The organism is Sphingopyxis sp. (assembly GCF_036675685.1).
GTDB lineage: Bacteria > Pseudomonadota > Alphaproteobacteria > Sphingomonadales > Sphingomonadaceae > Sphingopyxis.
Map to the genome: position 1 here is coordinate 184,297 of NZ_JAKFEM010000057.1, position 16,604 is coordinate 200,900.

12 protein-coding genes and 1 tRNA gene are annotated in these 16,604 nt (G+C 66.5%); 6 read left to right on the forward strand and 7 right to left on the reverse strand.

Annotated features, from left to right (window positions below; genetic code table 11):
- Nucleotides 1-51 precede the first annotated feature (51 nt).
- Complete coding sequence (locus tag V6M50_RS19460) at nucleotides 52-381, reverse strand: UrcA family protein (RefSeq protein WP_332820236.1); 330 nt, start codon at nucleotides 379-381, stop codon at nucleotides 52-54.
- A 275-nt stretch (nucleotides 382-656) separates the two neighbouring features.
- On the opposite strand from V6M50_RS19460, the gene V6M50_RS19465 reads away from it, so the two are divergent.
- The 6 genes from V6M50_RS19465 (at nucleotide 657) to V6M50_RS19490 (ending at nucleotide 7,728) form a co-directional block, all read left to right on the forward strand.
- The gene (locus V6M50_RS19465) at nucleotides 657-1,538 is read left to right on the forward strand and encodes a glycine--tRNA ligase subunit alpha (RefSeq protein WP_332820294.1); all 882 of its coding nucleotides are present in this window, start codon (nucleotides 657-659) and stop codon (nucleotides 1,536-1,538) included.
- Nucleotides 1,535-3,733, forward strand: a complete 2,199-nt coding sequence (gene glyS, locus V6M50_RS19470) for a glycine--tRNA ligase subunit beta (protein ID WP_332820237.1) — start codon at nucleotides 1,535-1,537, stop codon at nucleotides 3,731-3,733. The genes V6M50_RS19465 and glyS overlap by 4 nt, the downstream gene beginning before the upstream one ends.
- A gap of 103 nt (nucleotides 3,734-3,836) precedes the next feature.
- Complete coding sequence (ppdK, locus tag V6M50_RS19475) at nucleotides 3,837-6,497, forward strand: pyruvate, phosphate dikinase (protein WP_332820238.1); 2,661 nt, start codon at nucleotides 3,837-3,839, stop codon at nucleotides 6,495-6,497.
- A 5-nt stretch (nucleotides 6,498-6,502) separates the two neighbouring features.
- Nucleotides 6,503-7,078, forward strand: coding sequence for a DUF1214 domain-containing protein (locus V6M50_RS19480; RefSeq protein WP_332820239.1), 576 nt, complete (start codon nucleotides 6,503-6,505; stop codon nucleotides 7,076-7,078).
- Between the two features lies 1 nt (nucleotide 7,079).
- Nucleotides 7,080-7,607 (forward strand): DUF1254 domain-containing protein, encoded by a 528-nt coding sequence (locus V6M50_RS19485; RefSeq protein WP_332820240.1) that lies wholly within the window; start codon nucleotides 7,080-7,082, stop codon nucleotides 7,605-7,607.
- Nucleotides 7,608-7,651: 44 nt separating this feature from the next.
- Nucleotides 7,652-7,728 (forward strand) — tRNA-Arg (locus tag V6M50_RS19490).
- An 80-nt stretch (nucleotides 7,729-7,808) separates the two neighbouring features.
- Here the strand turns inward: V6M50_RS19490 and cobA are convergent.
- Genes cobA through V6M50_RS19520 form a run of 6 tightly spaced genes read right to left on the reverse strand, consistent with a single transcriptional unit; the run spans nucleotide 7,809 to nucleotide 16,412 of the window.
- A complete protein-coding gene (gene cobA, locus V6M50_RS19495; protein ID WP_332820241.1) occupies nucleotides 7,809-8,597 on the reverse strand; it encodes a uroporphyrinogen-III C-methyltransferase in 789 nt (262 codons plus the stop codon).
- Nucleotides 8,587-11,184: a molybdopterin-dependent oxidoreductase gene (locus V6M50_RS19500; RefSeq protein WP_332820242.1), complete on the reverse strand. Its 2,598-nt coding sequence runs from the start codon at nucleotides 11,182-11,184 to the stop codon at nucleotides 8,587-8,589. The genes cobA and V6M50_RS19500 overlap by 11 nt, the downstream gene beginning before the upstream one ends.
- Entirely contained in the window at nucleotides 11,184-11,525 is a 342-nt protein-coding gene (gene nirD, locus V6M50_RS19505; RefSeq protein ID WP_332820243.1) for a nitrite reductase small subunit NirD, read from the reverse strand. The genes V6M50_RS19500 and nirD overlap by 1 nt, the downstream gene beginning before the upstream one ends.
- Nucleotides 11,522-13,999, reverse strand: a complete 2,478-nt coding sequence (gene nirB / locus V6M50_RS19510; RefSeq protein ID WP_332820244.1) for a nitrite reductase large subunit NirB — start codon at nucleotides 13,997-13,999, stop codon at nucleotides 11,522-11,524. Before nirB ends, nirD begins: the two co-directional genes overlap by 4 nt.
- Nucleotides 13,999-15,201, reverse strand: coding sequence for a hypothetical protein (locus tag V6M50_RS19515; RefSeq protein ID WP_332820245.1), 1,203 nt, complete (start codon nucleotides 15,199-15,201; stop codon nucleotides 13,999-14,001). The genes nirB and V6M50_RS19515 overlap by 1 nt, the downstream gene beginning before the upstream one ends.
- Before the next feature lie 2 nt (nucleotides 15,202-15,203).
- The gene (locus V6M50_RS19520) at nucleotides 15,204-16,412 is read right to left on the reverse strand and encodes a nitrate/nitrite transporter (RefSeq protein WP_332820246.1); all 1,209 of its coding nucleotides are present in this window, start codon (nucleotides 16,410-16,412) and stop codon (nucleotides 15,204-15,206) included.
- Nucleotides 16,413-16,604 lie beyond the last annotated feature (192 nt).

A 16,604-nucleotide genomic window follows, 5' to 3' on the forward strand; every position in this document is an offset into this window, starting at 1 on the left:
CTACCGGGGAGGTGTGGCCAGGACGAAACCGTCGAATGGCTATCCGGCCCGTCACCGGGCGGCCTGAACCATCAGGAGCGCCAGCCTGGTGCCGCCCTGCGCCTGGGCAATCGCTCGTGCGGCCTGCGGTTCGGCGTGCGCGAGGGCTGCGGAAACGCACAGCGACGTCCGGGTGGCTTCGGTCAGGCCGCGAAGACCCGAGTGGCAAACACGGCGCGCGGCATTCTTCAGGCGGACGTCGAGGCGTTCGCGATCGGTTGCGCGGGTCAGGTCCAGGTCGTCGACGCGGACGGTGGCGGATGCGCTTTCGGTTTCGGCCGCGACGGCGGGAAGGCCGCCGATGGTGAGCGAGAGGGCGAGGATCATCGTGCGGGTCAACATATCTATATCTCCTTGGATCGCTTGGTATGGGTCACGTCCACCTGTCTTTATGTCAGGTTTCCATGACTATATGTCGCGATTCGCTGACTATGTCAACAACGCCTTACAAAAAGTTCTGGAACCCTGACAAAGTCGCGCATTTTCGTGATGAAGCGCGCGGCGGGGAGCCTTGACCCTGCGCCCCCGCTGCGCCAATGCGGCGACGATTTTGCACCTGCGAAGGAATTGCGGCCGTGGCCGAAGGGGCGGACAAGACACCACTCAGCTTTCAGGACATGATCCTGACGCTGCATGCCTATTGGAGTGCGCGCGGCTGCGCGATTTTGCAGCCCTATGACATGCGCGTCGGGGCGGGCACCTTTCACCCGGCAACGACGCTGCGCAGCCTCGGTCCCGAGCCGTGGAACGTCGCCTATGTCCAGCCGAGCCGCCGGCCGACCGACGGCCGCTATGGCGAGAACCCGAACCGCCTCCAGCATTATTACCAGTATCAGGTGATCCTGAAGCCATCGCCCGCCGACCTGCAAGACCAATATCTGGGCAGCCTCGCGGCGATCGGCATCGATCCGCTGCTCCACGACATCCGCTTCGTCGAGGACGACTGGGAATCGCCGACGCTCGGCGCGTGGGGGCTTGGCTGGGAAGTCTGGTGCGACGGGATGGAAGTCACCCAGTTCACTTACTTTCAGCAGATGGGCGGCTTCGACTGCAAGCCCGTCGCGGGCGAGCTCACCTACGGGCTCGAACGCCTCGCCATGTATATCCAGAATGTCGACAATGTGTACGACCTCCGCTTCTCCGATCCCGTCGGCGATGTATCGGGGATCAGCTATGGCGACGTCTTCCTCGAGAATGAAAAGCAGTTCTCGAAATGGAATTTCGAGGTCGCCGACACCGATAGCCTGTTCGCGGGCTTCAAGGCCGCCGAGGCGGAATGCCAGCGCGCGATCGAAGCCGGCGTGCCGCTCGCGGCCTATGACCAGGCGATCGAGGCGAGCCATCTGTTCAACCTGCTTCAGGCGCGCGGCGTGATCAGCGTGCAGGAACGCGCCAACTATATGGCGCGTGTCCGCGACCTCGCAAAGGGCAGCTGCAAGGCGTGGATCGACAGCCAGTCAGAACGCTGGACCGCTAAATATCCGGGGTGGACGCTGTGACCGACTTTCTTCTCGAACTGCGCAGCGAGGAAATCCCCGCCCGGATGCAGGCCGGCGCGCGCGCCGAGCTCGACAAGCAGTTCCGCGCCCAGATGACCGCTGCGGGCATCGAAGCCGGCGAACTCACCATCTGGTCGACCCCGCGCCGCCTTGCGCTGATCGCCAAGGGCCTGCCCGAAGCGACCGCCGCGGTCAGCGAGGAGCTGAAAGGCCCGCGTAGCAGCGCGCCGCCGCAGGCGCTCGAGGGCTTCCTGCGCAAGACCGGGCTGACGCAGGATCAGCTCGAAGACCGCGACGGCGTGTACTTCGCCGTCATCGACAAACCCGGCCGCGCAACCGCCGAACTGCTCGCCGACGCAATCCCCGCGATCGTCCGCGCCTTCGCCTGGCCCAAGTCGATGCGCTGGGGCAAGGAAAGCGCCAGCAGCGAAAGCCTGCGCTGGGTGCGCCCGCTATCGGGCATCGTCGCAATCTTCGGCGAAGACCTGATTCCGTGTGAAGTTAGCGGGATTTCGGCGGGTTTCGCGACGCGCGGCCACCGCTTCCACTGCCCGGGCGAGATAACCATCGGCTCGGCATCCGACTATGCCGAGAAGCTCCGCGCCTGCCACGTCATCGTCGACCATGAGGAACGCCAGTCGATCATCCGCGACGGCGCCGCCAAGGCCGCGGCCGACGTCGGGCTGAGCCTCGTCGAGGACGAGGGGCTGGTGATCGAGAATGCCGGCCTCACCGAATGGCCGGTTCCTTTGCTCGGCCGCTTCGACGCAGCGTTTCTGGAAGTGCCGCCCGAGGTCATCCAGCTGACGGCGCGCGTGAACCAGAAATATTTTGTCGTGAACGATGCGGGCGGCAAGCTGGCGAACGGCTTCGTCTGCACCGCGAACATCGACGCGGTCGATGGCGGCGCGGAGATCGTCGCGGGCAACCGCAAGGTGCTGGCGGCGCGGCTTTCGGATGCGCGCTTCTTCTGGGAACAGGATCAGAAGAAGACGCTCGCGCAGCACGCCGAGAAGCTGGCGAACATCACCTTCCACGAAAAGCTCGGCACCGTCGCCGACAAGGTCGAGCGCGTCGCGAAGCTCGCCGAATGGCTGGCGAGCGAAGGCATCGTCCCGAACTGCGATCCCGCGCTCGCGCGGCAGGCGGCAGAGCTGGCAAAGGCCGACCTCGTCACCGAAATGGTCGGCGAGTTTCCTGAATTGCAGGGCCTGATGGGCGGCTATTACGCCCGCGCCGAAGGCTTGCCCGACGCGGTCGCCGATGCGATCCGCGACCATTACAAGCCGGTCGGGCAGGGCGACGACGTACCGACTGCGCCGGTGACGGTGGCCGTGGCGCTGGCGGATAAGCTGGATACGCTGGTTGGGTTTTTTGGATACGATTTGAAGCCAACCGGATCAAAAGACCCGTTTGCCCTTCGACGGGCTGCTATTGGGGTAATCCAACTGCTTATGGCTGAAAATACTCGTATGCAGCTAGGTGAACCGCTATTTCAGCATGCCATCTATTTGCTGAAAAGATCAGAACCTTCGCTCACCAAAGTCGCTGCCGGATTGTTCACTCAGCTGAAGTCCAGCTTTGGAGAATCCGCTGCGAACGCGGCGCTTGTGGCGGCTTTGCGAACTTCATTGCCGAGCGCAACTGAAGAGGGCCACAAAATTGTGATGAAGGCGGGGGAAGGGACTACCGAACTCCTCGATTTCTTCGCTGATCGTCTAAAGGTCCAGCAGCGCGAAGCCGGCGTCCGCCATGACCTGATCGACGCGGTGTTCGCGCTCGGCGGCGAGGATGATCTCGTTCGTCTTCTCGCCCGCGTGAAGGCGTTGCAGGCCTTCATGGCGACCGAGGACGGCACCAACCTGCTCGCAGGCTACAAGCGCGCTGCGAATATCCTGAAACAGGCGGGCGAGATGACCGCCACCGCGGCCACGTCGCCGCCGACCGATGCCGATGCGACCTTGCTCAAGGCCCTCGACACCGCCGAACCCGCGGCCTCCGCTGCCGTCACCGAAGAACGCTTCACCGACGCCATGGCCGCGCTCGCAACGCTCCGCGGCCCGATCGACTCCTTTTTCGACGGCGTAATGGTAAACGACCCCGATGAAGCGGTCCGCGCCTATCGCCTCGGCCTGCTCGCGCGATTTACCGGCGCGGTGCATGGCGTCGCCGATTTCTCGAAGATCGAGAGCTGACGCACCGGCCGCATTGCAGCGAACGAAGTAAAACTGAATCGACGATAAGCCTTCTCAACCCTATCCAGCCGCAACCTCCTCCCCGGGGCAGCAGGAGCTACATATGACGACGATGGTGCATCTTTTCGGCGGCGACGCGACGACGGCCGAACGCTCGAAGGAATTGCTGGGCGGCAAGGGGTCTAACCTCGCCGAAATGGCCTCGATCGGCCTGCCCGTGCCCCCGGGCTTTACGATCACCACCGACGTCTGCACCGCCTATTATGCCAATGGCGAGCAATTCCCCGCGGGGCTGATCGAAGAGGTGGCCGCGGGCATCGCGCATATCGAAGGCATCACCGGCAAGAAGTTCGGCAATCCCGCCGATCCTTTGCTCGTCTCGGTTCGCTCGGGCGCGCGCGTGTCGATGCCGGGGATGATGGACACTGTCCTCAACCTCGGGCTCAACGACAAGACCGTCGTCGGCCTGTCCGACGCGTCGGGCGATTCGCGTTTTGCATGGGACAGCTATCGCCGCTTCGTCCAGATGTACGCCGACGTCGTCATGGGCCTCGACCATGCCGAGTTCGAGGAAGCGCTGGAAATTGCCAAGGAAGACAGGGGTTTCTACCTCGACACCGAGATGTCGGCTGAAGACTGGCAGGCGCTCGTCAAGGAATATCAGGCGATCGTCGAGCGCGAGACCGGCGCGCCGTTTCCGCAGGAACCGAACGACCAGCTGTGGGGCGCGGTCGGCGCCGTCTTCGCGAGCTGGGAAAGCGATCGCGCGAAAGTCTACCGCCGGCTGAACTCGATCCCCGCCGAATGGGGAACCGCGGTCAATGTACAGGCGATGGTGTTCGGCAATATGGGCGACACCTCGGCGACCGGCGTGGCGTTCACGCGCGACCCCGCGACCGGCGAGCGCGCCTGGTACGGCGAATGGTTGATCAATGCCCAAGGCGAAGACGTCGTCGCGGGCATCCGCACCCCGCAATATCTCACGAAGGTTGCGCGCGAGAAAGCGGGCGCCAAGCCGCTCTCGATGGAAGAGGCGATGCCCGAGACCTTCACCGAACTCGGCCAGGTTTTCGACACGCTCGAGCGCCATTATCGCGACATGCAGGACATCGAATTCACCGTCGAGCGCGGGACGCTCTGGATGCTCCAGACGCGTTCGGGCAAGCGCACCGCGAAGGCAGCGCTGAAGATCGCCGTCGACATGGCGGCCGAGGGGCTGATTTCGGAAGAGGAAGCCGTCGGCCGCGTCGATCCGGGAGCGCTGGACCAGTTGCTCCACCCGACGCTCGATCCCGATGCGCCGCGCGACGTGTTGACCAAGGGGCTGCCCGCCAGCCCCGGCGCGGCGTCGGGCAAGATCATGTTCACCGCCGACAGCGCTGAAAAAGCCGCCGAAATGGGCGAAGCGGTGATCCTCGTCCGTGTCGAAACTTCGCCCGAGGACATCCACGGCATGCACGCGGCAAAGGGCATCCTGACCGCGCGCGGCGGGATGACCAGCCACGCCGCGGTCGTCGCGCGGGGCATGGGGCGTCCCTGCGTCTCGGGCGCCGGCGGGCTGTCGATCGACGGCAACGCGCGCGTGCTCCGCGTCGCCGGACGTGAACTTCGCGAAGGCGACATCCTGACCCTCGACGGCTCGACCGGCGAAGTGATGGCGGGCGAAGTCAAGACGCTGCTCCCCGAACTCGTCGGCGATTTCGGCACGCTGATGGTGTGGGCCGACAAGGTCCGCCGCATGAAGGTGCGCGCCAACGCCGAAACGCCGCAGGACGCCCAGGTCGCGCGCGATTTCGGCGCCGAGGGCATCGGGCTTTGCCGCACCGAGCATATGTTCTTCGACGCCGCGCGCATCACTGCGGTGCGCGAGATGATCCTCGCCGACAGCGAAGCCGGCCGCCGCGTCGCGCTCGCGAAATTGCTCCCCGAGCAACGCGGCGACTTTGCCGCGATCTTCGGCGTGATGGCGGGTCTGCCCGTCACCATCCGCCTGCTCGACCCGCCGCTCCACGAATTCCTGCCGACGCGCGAAGAGGACTTTGCCGACGTGGCCGAGGCTGCAGGGGTGGGTATCGAGGCGCTGAAAGCACGCGCCAACGAACTCCACGAATTCAACCCGATGCTAGGTCATCGCGGGTGCCGCCTTGGCGTGACCTATCCCGAAATATACGAGATGCAGGCGCGCGCGATCTTCGAGGCGGCGTGCGACGTCGCCGCCGAAACCGGCGCCGCGCCGATCCCCGAGGTGATGATCCCGCTGGTCGCGACGCGCCGCGAATTTGACCTGATGAAGGCGGTCGTCGACGCCCAGGCCAAGGCGGTGTTCGCCGAAAAGGGCCGCGAGATCGCCTATCTCGTCGGCACGATGATCGAACTGCCGCGCGCCGCGCTGATGGCGGGCGAGATCGCCGAAACCGCAGAATTCTTCAGCTTCGGCACCAACGACCTGACGCAGACGACGATCGGCATCAGCCGCGACGACGCGGGCCGCTTCCTGACGCAATATGTCGACAAGGGGATATTCCTGACCGACCCGTTCGTCAGCCTCGACGTCGAGGGTGTCGGCCAGCTGATCGAGCTCGCGGCGGAACGCGGCCGTAAGACGCGCCCCGACGTCAAGCTCGGCATTTGCGGCGAGCATGGCGGCGACGCGCCGAGCATCCACTTCTGTGAAAAAACCGGCCTCGACTATGTCAGCGCCTCGCCCTACCGTGTGCCCATCGCACGTCTGGCGGCAGCACAGGCGGCACTGAAACGGGGATAGGGCGCATGAAGAGCTGGCACCGCTATACGATCACTTTGGTGGGCGGCTTGGCGGTGGGTCTCGGCGCCGCCTGGTGGATGACCGGCAGCGGCCTCAGCAGCGGCGCGATCGTCAACGGTCCGTGGACGACCTCGCTCGGCTACGGCACCAAGGCGACCGATCCGGTCACTCGTGCCGCCGTCGCGCGCGCCGGCCTCCTCGCGCTCCCGGCAAAGGAAACCGTCTATTGGTCGGCCAAGACCGACGCCGCGGGCGGACCGCTCGACGGAAATTGCCGCTACCGCCTCTCCGGCACTCCGCTCGATGCGCGCTGGTGGAGCGTCACCATTTATGACGAGGCGGGTTATCTCGTCGCCAACCCGGCGAAGATCTGGTCGGTCAACGGCGCCAATGTCGCGCTCGACGCCAGGGGCGAATGGCGCGTTACCATAGCGCCGACCAAACCGGCCGAGGGCGCATGGCTCCCCGGAGCGAAAGGCCAGCCCTTCCATCTGACCTTGCGCATGTACAATCCCGGCAAGGGCTTCCGCGCCGATCCGAAAAAGGCCGCGCTTCCCCAAATCGTGAAGGAGGGCTGCTGAGATGCGTAACTGGCTTGGCCCGCTCGCCTTCGGCCTCCTCGTCGCTGTCGCCACGGGCTACGCGGCAATCGCCGCCATCCCTTATGGCCTGATGAATGTCGCGGTCGACCGATTGGGGCAGGGCGGCATCAACCGCATGGCCTATGGCAATCTCGCGACGCCCGAGCGCCAGCCGGTCGTGCGGCCGAGCCCTGACCTTGCTTATTCGACCTGCCCCTATGACCTGTCGGCAGGGCCGCTCGCGGTCGATGTGACGCCGGTGCCCGGGCGCTACAGCTCGCTCAGCATCTTCGATGCCGCGACCGACGTCATCTTCGTGCGCAACGATGTCGAGGCGGGCGGCAAGCCGTATCGAATCGTTCTGGCGCGGGGCGGACAGGCGGTGCCCAAGGGCGCCGAAGTCGTGCGCACGAACTATGATCGCGGCATCGCGCTGATCCGGCTGTTGCTGAAGGATCCGGCGGAAATCGGTGCGCTCGATGCCGCGCGCCGCCAGTCATCCTGCGCCACGGTCACAAAGCTGAAATAGGGGGTTGCGCCCCTGCGCCCCACCCCTTAAAGGCGCCTCTCCACGCACCCGTAGCTCAGCTGGATAGAGCACCAGACTACGAATCTGGGGGTCGGACGTTCGAATCGTTCCGGGTGCGCCATTTCCCCTCAAAACTGCAATAAACCTCCCCCTAAGGGGAGTTTTTTGACGATCGCGCAGCCGTGGCGGTGCCGTTTGGGCCTATTTGCAGCGGGCAGTCGTTTCCGGAACGGCGACGATCGCCGCCGGGCGCCCGGTTTGCCCCACCGCCTCGCCGACAAGGATCAGCGTCGGCGCATCGGCGGCCAGCGCCCGGGTGGCGAGGCCGAGCAGATCGAGCCGCGTCGCGAGCTGCTTTTCGTCGGGCAGGCTCACATTGCAGGCGATGAGCACGGGCGTCGCGGCGGGCATTCCCGCCGCGCGCAGGCCGCGCTCGATTTCGGGCGCGGCGTCGCGTCCCATGTAGAAGGCGAGCGTCGATCCAGAGGCGGCCAGCGCTGTCCAGTCGAGGTCGAGTGTGGCGCCGCGCCGGCTATGCGCCGTGACGAAGCGGACATCGCGTGCGACGCCGCGCAGCGACAGCGATATGCCCGCGGACGCCGCCGCGGCGCTGGCGGTGGTTACGCCAGGGCAGACATGGACGGCGCAGCCCGCCGCGCGCAGCGCCGCCATTTCCTCCGCCGAGCGTCCAAACAGCGACGGATCGCCGCCCTTCAGGCGCACGACGCGCCGTCCGGACAGCGCGGCGGCCACAAGTAGCGCGTCGATCGACCGTTGATCCTTCGAATGACGTCCCGATCGCTTGCCGACGCTGACGCGCTCGATATGCGGCGGGATCAGGGCCACTACGGCGGGGCCGACCAGCGCATCGGTGAACACCACATCGGCAGTTTCGATCAGCCGGATGGCCTTGCGGGTCAGCAACTCGGGATCGCCGGGGCCGGCGCCGACCAGCCACACGGTGCCCGGCGCGAAATCGTCAGGCTGCATCGCTTGTCTCCTCGGCCAATATGCGCGCCAGCGCGGGGCGGCATGAACCGCAATTGGTCCCGGCGCCCAGGGCGCCGCCGATCGCCGCGACGTCGGTGAGGCTCTGGTCGCGAATCGCCGCGGCGATCGTCTTCAATCCGATGTCGAAGCAGACGCAGACGATCGGCCCGCGATCGGCCTGCACTCCCGGTGCCCGCCCGGCGAGCAGCGTCGGAGCGACGTCGGGCGCGGTCAGCTGCGCGATCAGCCAGTCGCGCGGCGGCAACTCGCCGCTTTCGGTCACGAACAGCGCGCCGGCGAGGCGCCCGCCCGCTACGACGGCGACGCGGCGTGTGCCGCGCGCCGCGTCCCGCGCTTCGATCCGTTCGCCGCTCGGAAGCAGCGCCTCGATGCGGCCAAGGTCGCCGTTGCCGGCGAGCTCCCACAACGCGCCCGAAGGAACCGCAACGCGCGTGGCCCACAGACAGGCGGGGGGGGCGGCGAGTTCGCGCGCCAGCAACAGGAAGCCGCGCCATTTTGTCGCGACCGCCGCGATCGAGGCGGGGGTCGACTTGAACCCCGGCTGGCCCGAAATCGGATCGACCAGCGGGCGCGAGAGCAGGCCGGTGCGCCCGCCGCTGCTCGTGCGGTCGGTCCAGTGAATGGGCACGAACAATTCGCCCGGCCGCTGGCCGCTGCTGAAGATGGTGCGATAGATGCTGTCGCCCTGCGGCGTCGCGACGCGCGCCAACCCGCCATCGGTCAGCCCCAGCCGCGCGCCATCGCCCGGATGCACTTCGACCAGCGGTTCCTCGCGGTGGCGCGCCAATTTGGGGGCAAGGCCAGTGCGTGTCATGCTGTGCCACTGGTCGCGATAGCGGCCGGTGTTGAGCGTCAGCGGCCATTTGACGAGCGGCGCGGGCAGGGGCTTTTGCGCGATCGAAACCAGCCGCGCGCGTCCGTCGTCGGTGGGAAAGCGTCCGTCGGAAAAGATATGGTCACCGCCCCAGCGAAACGGCGTCATCGCGTCATAAGCCGCATTGCCGCCTTGTCCCCCGCCGGGCAGCGCGAACAGGCGTGCGCCGTCATTGTCATAGGTCGACAGCCGGCAATGCTCGCGCCAGATGTCGGCGGGCCGATCGTAGGTGAAGGCGTTTTTCCACCCCATGCGCCGCGCGACCTCCTTGACGATCCACCAGTCGGGCATCGCCTCGCCGGGGAGCGCGAATAGCGCGCGCTGGCGGCTGATCGTGCGGTCGCTGTTGGTGACGGTGCCGTCCTTCTCGCCCCACGCGGCGGCGGGCAGGCGGACATGCGCAAAAGCGCCGGTGTCGGTTTGCTCGATGACGTCGCTGACGACGACGAAGGGGCAGTCCGCCAGCGCCTCGCGCACGCGATTCGCGTCGGGCATCGACACCGCGGGGTTGGTCGCCATCACCCACAGTGCCTTGATGCGCCCCTCGCCGATACTGCGAAACAGATCGACCGCCTTCAACCCGGGCTTTTCTGCCATCGCCGGCGCGGCCCAGAAGCGCTGGACGCGCGCGCGGCTCTCGGGTGCGAAATCCATATGCGCGGCGAGGGTCGAGGCGAGCCCGCCAACCTCGCGCCCGCCCATCGCGTTGGGCTGGCCGGTGATTGAGAAGGGCGCGGCTCCGGGCTTGCCGATGCGGCCGGTGGCGAGATGGACGTTCAATATCGCGTTCACCTGATCGGTGCCCGACGTCGACTGATTGATCCCCTGGCTGAACATCGTGACCGTGCGCGGAGTGGCCGCAAACAGCTCATAGAAACGCCTGAGGTCGGCGGCGGGCACGTCGCACGTGCGCGCCACCGACCACAGGTCGTTCCCCTCTCCAAGCTGGTCCCAGAAATCGGCGGGCACCGCGACATGCGCGGCAAGATACTCCTCGTCGGTCGCGCCCGCTTCGCGGCAATATTGCAGCAGCCCGTTCATCAGCGCGATGTCGCTGCCGGGGCGGACGGGCAGGTGAAGGTCGGCTTCTTCGGCGGTTTCGGTGCGGCGCGGGTCGATGACGACCAGCTTCGCCCCCGCCTCGCAGCGCGCGCGGATGCGCTGATAGACGATCGGGTGGCACCAGGCGGTGTTCGACCCGACAAGGACGATCAGATCGGCGGCGTCGAGATCGTCGTAGGTCGCGGGGACGATGTCTTCGCCGAAGGCACGCATATGGCCCGCGACCGCGCTCGACATGCAGAGGCGTGAATTGGTGTCGATGTTCGCGGTGCCGATGAATCCCTTCATCAGCTTGTTCGCGACATAATAATCCTCGGTGAGGAGCTGGCCCGAGACGTAGAAAGCGACGCTGTTCGGGCCGTGCCGCGCGATGGTGTCCTTGAACTTCTTCGCGACGAGGTCGAGCGCCTTGTCCCAGCTCGCGCGCTTCTTGCCGATCATGGGGTGGAGGAGGCGGCCGTCGAGTCCGACGGTCTCGCCCAAATGCGTGCCCTTCGAACAGAGCCGCCCGCGGTTCGCCGGATGATCGGGGTCGCCTGCAATCTCCACTTGGCGCGCGCCGGTGACGGTCGCGCGGATGCCGCAGCCGACGCCGCAATAGGCGCAGGTGGTGCGGACGGCCTCGACCATCAGGCGGCGGCCTTCAACGTGCTCGCGCGGCAGATGAGGACGCGGCCGCTGTCGATCTTGACCGGCACCGTCGGGGTGCAACCCTTATCCTCGCCGAGCGCCTCGCCGGTCGACAGGCTGATCCGCCAATTGTGCAGCGGGCAGGCGACCGCGCCGCCGTGGACGATGCCCTGGCTGAGGCGCCCATGCTTGTGCGGGCAGCGGTCGAGCAGCGCGAAAACCTTGCCCTCGGCGGTACGGAACACTGCGATGTCGTCGCCGCCCGCGACCTGCACCGTCCGGCTGCCGCGCACCGGGATCTGATCGACCCAGCCGATGTCGAGCCATTCTGCGGTGGTCATACGAGTGCCTCCTGCGGGGTAAAGCGCGCCATCGGCGCATGATGCTCGGCCTCGGCGCCCTCGGCGCGCTGCGCCCAGGGATCGTCCTGCGAAAAGCTCTGCGAGTAGAGGAAACGCGCGCGCAGCGCCTCGCGGCCGACCGGATCGTCGGCGATCTGCGCCTTCACATAGTCGACGCCGACGCGCTCGATCCAAGGCGCGGTGCGCTCGAGGTAACGCGCCTCCTCGCGGTAGAGCTGGATGAAGGCGGCGCAATGGTCCATCGCCTCCTGCTCGGTCGCGACCTTGCAGAGCAGGTCGGTGGCGCGGACGTGGATGCCGCCGTTGCCGCCGACATGGAGTTCGTAACCGCTGTCGACGCACACGATGCCGAAGTCCTTGATCGTCGCCTCGGCGCAGTTGCGCGGGCATCCCGACACCGCGATCTTGAACTTGTGCGGCATCCAGCTGCCCCAGCTCATCCGCTCGATCTTGACGCCCAGCCCGGTCGAATCCTGCGTGCCGAAGCGGCACCATTCGGACCCGACGCAGGTCTTCACCGTGCGCAGCGCCTTGCCATAGGCATGCCCCGACACCATCCCCGCAGCGTTGAGGTCGGCCCACACCGCGGGCAGATCCTCCTTCTTGATCCCGAAAATGTCGAGCCGCTGGCCGCCGGTCACCTTGACCATCGGCGCATCATATTTCTCGACGACATCGGCGATCGCGCGCAGCTCTGTCGGATTGGTGAGCCCGCCCCACATGCGCGGGACGACCGAGTAAGTGCCGTCCTTCTGGATATTGGCGTGAAGGCGTTCGTTGACGAAGCGGCTCTGCTGGTCGTCGAGATAATCGCCGGGCAGTGCGCAGAGCAGATAATAATTCAGCGCCGGGCGGCACGAAGAGCAACCGTCGGGGGTCGTCCAGTGCAGCTGCTGCATCACCTCGGGAATCGAACGCATGCCTTGCGCGACGATCTCGCGGCGGACATCGTCGTGGCCGAAGCTCGTGCATTTGCACATTGTCTTGGGCCCCGCCTGCACCTCGTCGCCGAGTGTCAGCGCGAGCAGGGTTTCGACGAGGCCGGTGCACGAACCGCAACTCGCCGACGCCTTGCAGGTGCCGCGCACCGCATCGAGGCTGTGCGCGCCCTTGGCGATGCACGAAACGACCTGGCCCTTGGTGACGCCGTTGCAGCCGCAAATCTCGGCATCGTCCGAGAGCGCTGCAACGGCCGCCTTAGGGTCCGCCGCGCCCCCTCCCGAGGCGAAGGCCTGGCCGAAGATCAGCAGCTCGCGAAGGTCGGAGACATCCTCCTGTTTCTTGAGCAGGTCGAAATACCAGCTACCGTCGGCGGTATCGCCATAGAGCACTGCGCCGACGATGCGGTCGTCCCTCACGATCACGCGCTTGTAGACGCCGCGGCTGGCGTCGCGCAGCACGATGTCCTCGCACCCGTCGCCGCCGGAGAAGTCGCCCGCCGAGAAGACGTCGATCCCTGACACCTTGAGCTTGGTCGAGGTCACCGATCCGCGATAGCCCGTCGGCTTTTCGACGAGCCCGTCGGCAAGGCTGCGGCACATGTCCCACAGCGGTGCGACAAGGCCGTAAACCTGCCCGTCATGCTCGACGCATTCGCCGACTGCGAGCACATGCGGGTCGCTGGTGACCATATGATCGTCGACCTGGATGCCGCGCCCGACCGCCAGCCCGGCCTCGCGCGCGAGCTGGGTCGAGGGACGGATGCCGACCGCCATCACCACGAGGCTGGCGGGGATCAGCGTCCCGTCCTTGAGCTTCACCCCCTCGACCTTGCCGTCGCCGACAATCTCGGCGGTGTCGGCGCCGGTCAGGATCGTCTGCCCGCGCGCTTCGAGCGCCTGCTTGAGCAGCCACCCCGCCGCTTCGTCGAGCTGGCGCTCCATCAGCGTCGGCATCAGGTGGATGACGGTGACCTTCATCCCGCGCAGGCTCAGGCCGTGCGCGGCCTCGAGCCCGAGCAACCCGCCGCCGATCACGACGGCATCGCCCCCGGCATTCGCGGCGGCGAGCATCGTGTCGACGTCGTCCATGTCGCGAAAGGCGATCACCCCGGGCAAATCCTTGCCGGGCACCGGGATGATGAACGGATCGGAACCGGTGGCGATCAACAGGCGGTCATAGCTTTCGATCAGGCCGCCGCGCGTCGTCACCGTCTTCGCGGCGCGATCGACCGCTGCAACCGGATCGCCCGCTACCAGCGCGATGCCGTTCGCGGCATACCAGTCGGCATCGTTGATCACGATGTCGTCGAAGCTCTTTTCGCCCGCGAGCACCGGCGAGAGCATGATGCGGTTGTAATTGACCCGCGGCTCGGCGCCAAAGATCGTCACGCGGTAACGCGTGGGATCGCGCGCGAGGAGTTCCTCGACCGCGCGGCAGCCGGCCATGCCGTTGCCGATCACGACGAGGTGGTCGCGCGTGTCGGCCTCGGGCTTGAGGGGGTAGTGTTCCATCAAAGCATCCAGTCCAGTTGCAGCCAAAATTTGTCGGTGTCGGTCGCAAAACCGTCGGCGTTGTAATGCGCGTAGCGCGCGGCGGCGGTGACTTTGCCGAGCTTCGCGCTCGCCAGCAGGTCGATCTCATCGCCATAGGCGCGGCTGGCGCGGTCGCTGCGATAGTCGTGGTATGCCGCCTGCAGCGTCACGGCTTTCAGCGGCCCGACCGCTTTCCAGCCCCAGCCCGCGCTCGCATAGAGATCGCGGATGCCGTCGGGCGGCGTGATCAGGAATTTGTCGGCCCAGCCCTGGAACTTGAACCCCGTCGCGAGCGGGGTCTGGAAGCTGGTGAGCGCTATCCCCTTGTCGGCGCCGAGTATTTCGTACCCGACGCCGACCCGGGGGCCTCCAAAATCGACCGCGACGTCGGCGAGATAATAATCCGCGCCATAGTCATTGGGATTGCGGTGCCAATCCGACTGGCGGGCATAGCTGAGCTGGTACGCCAGCTTCGCCTTGCCGAGCGCCTGCGTTCCATCGAGGCGGGCGCCATAGCTCTGGCTCGACATGCGGAATCCCTGCATCGCCGCCTCATCTTGATCGACGAGATAGGCGAAAGCCGAGAGTTTTCCGGCGGGCGTGGCGACACCCACATTGCCGAAGAAATTGTCGCCCGACACCGCCTGTTGCCGCGCGCCGGCGCCATCGATGCCCCAGATCGTCCGCACGCTCCACGCATAGGCGAAATCGGCCTTCACACCCTTGATCGGTGTAATCTCGGCGCGCATCGCGTCGAAGCTCTGGCCGTTCTGGCGGAACCCGACGCTGCCGACGAAACGCTCGTCGTCGAAGCCCAGCCGCTGCCGCCCCGCGGTGAGGGCGAAAGCGGGTGACGCATAGCGGATCTGCGCGCGGGTGAGGGCGATGTTGTCGGGATCGGCGATCAGCGGACGGGTGGCGGCGCCGTGGAGCCCGTCGAAATAGTCGTCGACAAGTCCCAGATTGCCTTGCCCCTCGACCAGCGCCGACCAGCTACCCGCCTTGGCCTCGACCCCGGCGCGGACGCGGAGCGTCAGGGCCTCCGCGTCGGCGGCAAGGCCGTCCTGGTCGACGCTCTCATGGCGTAGGCGCGCTTCGCCGAGCGGCTTGAGGACGATCTCCTGGGCATGGGCCGCCCCGGCCGGCGCGAGCGCCAGCAGCAAGATAAGGGTGCGGTTCATGGCTAGATCCGCACGCCTTCGGCCGCGCCCCATGTCGCGCGCCATTGGCCCTTCACGAACATCAGCGCGGCGAGTGCGGCCACCGCGAGCCCTGCGAAGATATAGAAGCCCGGCGCAAAGCTGCCCGTCCACTGTTTGGCGAAGCCGAGCGAGGAGGCGAGGTAGAAGCCGCCGACGCCGCCCGCCATGCCGACGAGCCCCGTCATCACCCCGATCTCGGCCGAGAAGCGTTGCGGCACCAGCTGGAAAACCGACCCATTGCCCGTTCCGAGCGCGAGCATCGCGATCACGAACAGACCGAGCGCGGCGGGCAGCGTGTCCGCCTGCGGAACCCCCGCGATCGCCAGCGCGGCGACGACGAAGACCATCATCAGCGCCTTCACTCCGCCGATCCGGTCGGCGAGCGCGCCGCCCATCGGCCGCACCAGCGACCCCGCGAACACGCACGCCGCGGTGCAATATCCCGCCATGACCGGGGTCAGGTGGAACTGGTCGGTGAAATAGATCGGTAGCGAGGCGGCAAGCCCGACGAAGCCGCCGAAGGTCACCGAATAGAAAGCCATCAGCCACCAGGCATCAGCGGTCTTGAGCGGTTCGAAATAATGCGCGAGCTTCTTGGGCGCCGGGGCGTTCGGTGCGTCCTTTGCCATGAAGAGATAGACGAAGAAGACGATCGTCAGCGGGATGCAGGCGAGGCCGAGCACGGCGTTCCACCCGAACATTACCGCAAGACCGGGCGCGAACAGGGCGGCGAGCACCGTGCCGGAATTGCCCATGCCGGCGAGGCCCATCGCTTTCCCCTGATGCTCGGGCGGATACCAACGGCTCGCGAGCGGGAGGGCAATCGCAAAGCTTGCCCCGGCGAAACCCAGCACCACGCCGAGCGCCAGTGTGCCGGTGAAACTCGTAACGCCCATGAGCCAGGCGAGGAACAATCCGACAATCACGATGACCTGGCTGATCGCGCCGGCGCGTTTCGGGCCGATGCGGTCGACGAGCAACCCGTTGACGACCCGCAGCACCGCCCCGGCGAGCGTTGGCAGCGCGACCATCAGCCCCTTTTGCGCCGGGGTCAGCCCCAAATCCTGGGAAATGGCGGGAGCGAGCGGCCCGAGGATGACCCACACCATGAAAGCGAGGTCGAAATAGAGAAAGGCCGCGACCAGCGTCGGCCAATGTCCGCTTGCCCAGAAACTCGATTTATTCGTCATCGTCCGTCCCCTTGTACGACGGGCAATAAAAAAGCCGCCAGGACGGCGGCCACGCGGGCGCATCCTGACGGCTTCATTGCCTGTTGGAGTGCAGGGAAAAGGCTCCCTGCCTGCCGCGCGGACCGGCCCCGTCGTTGGAGCCGTAGCCGCTTTGTCCTGCCCCGGCAGCCCTGCCGAGTGCATTTAAACTGC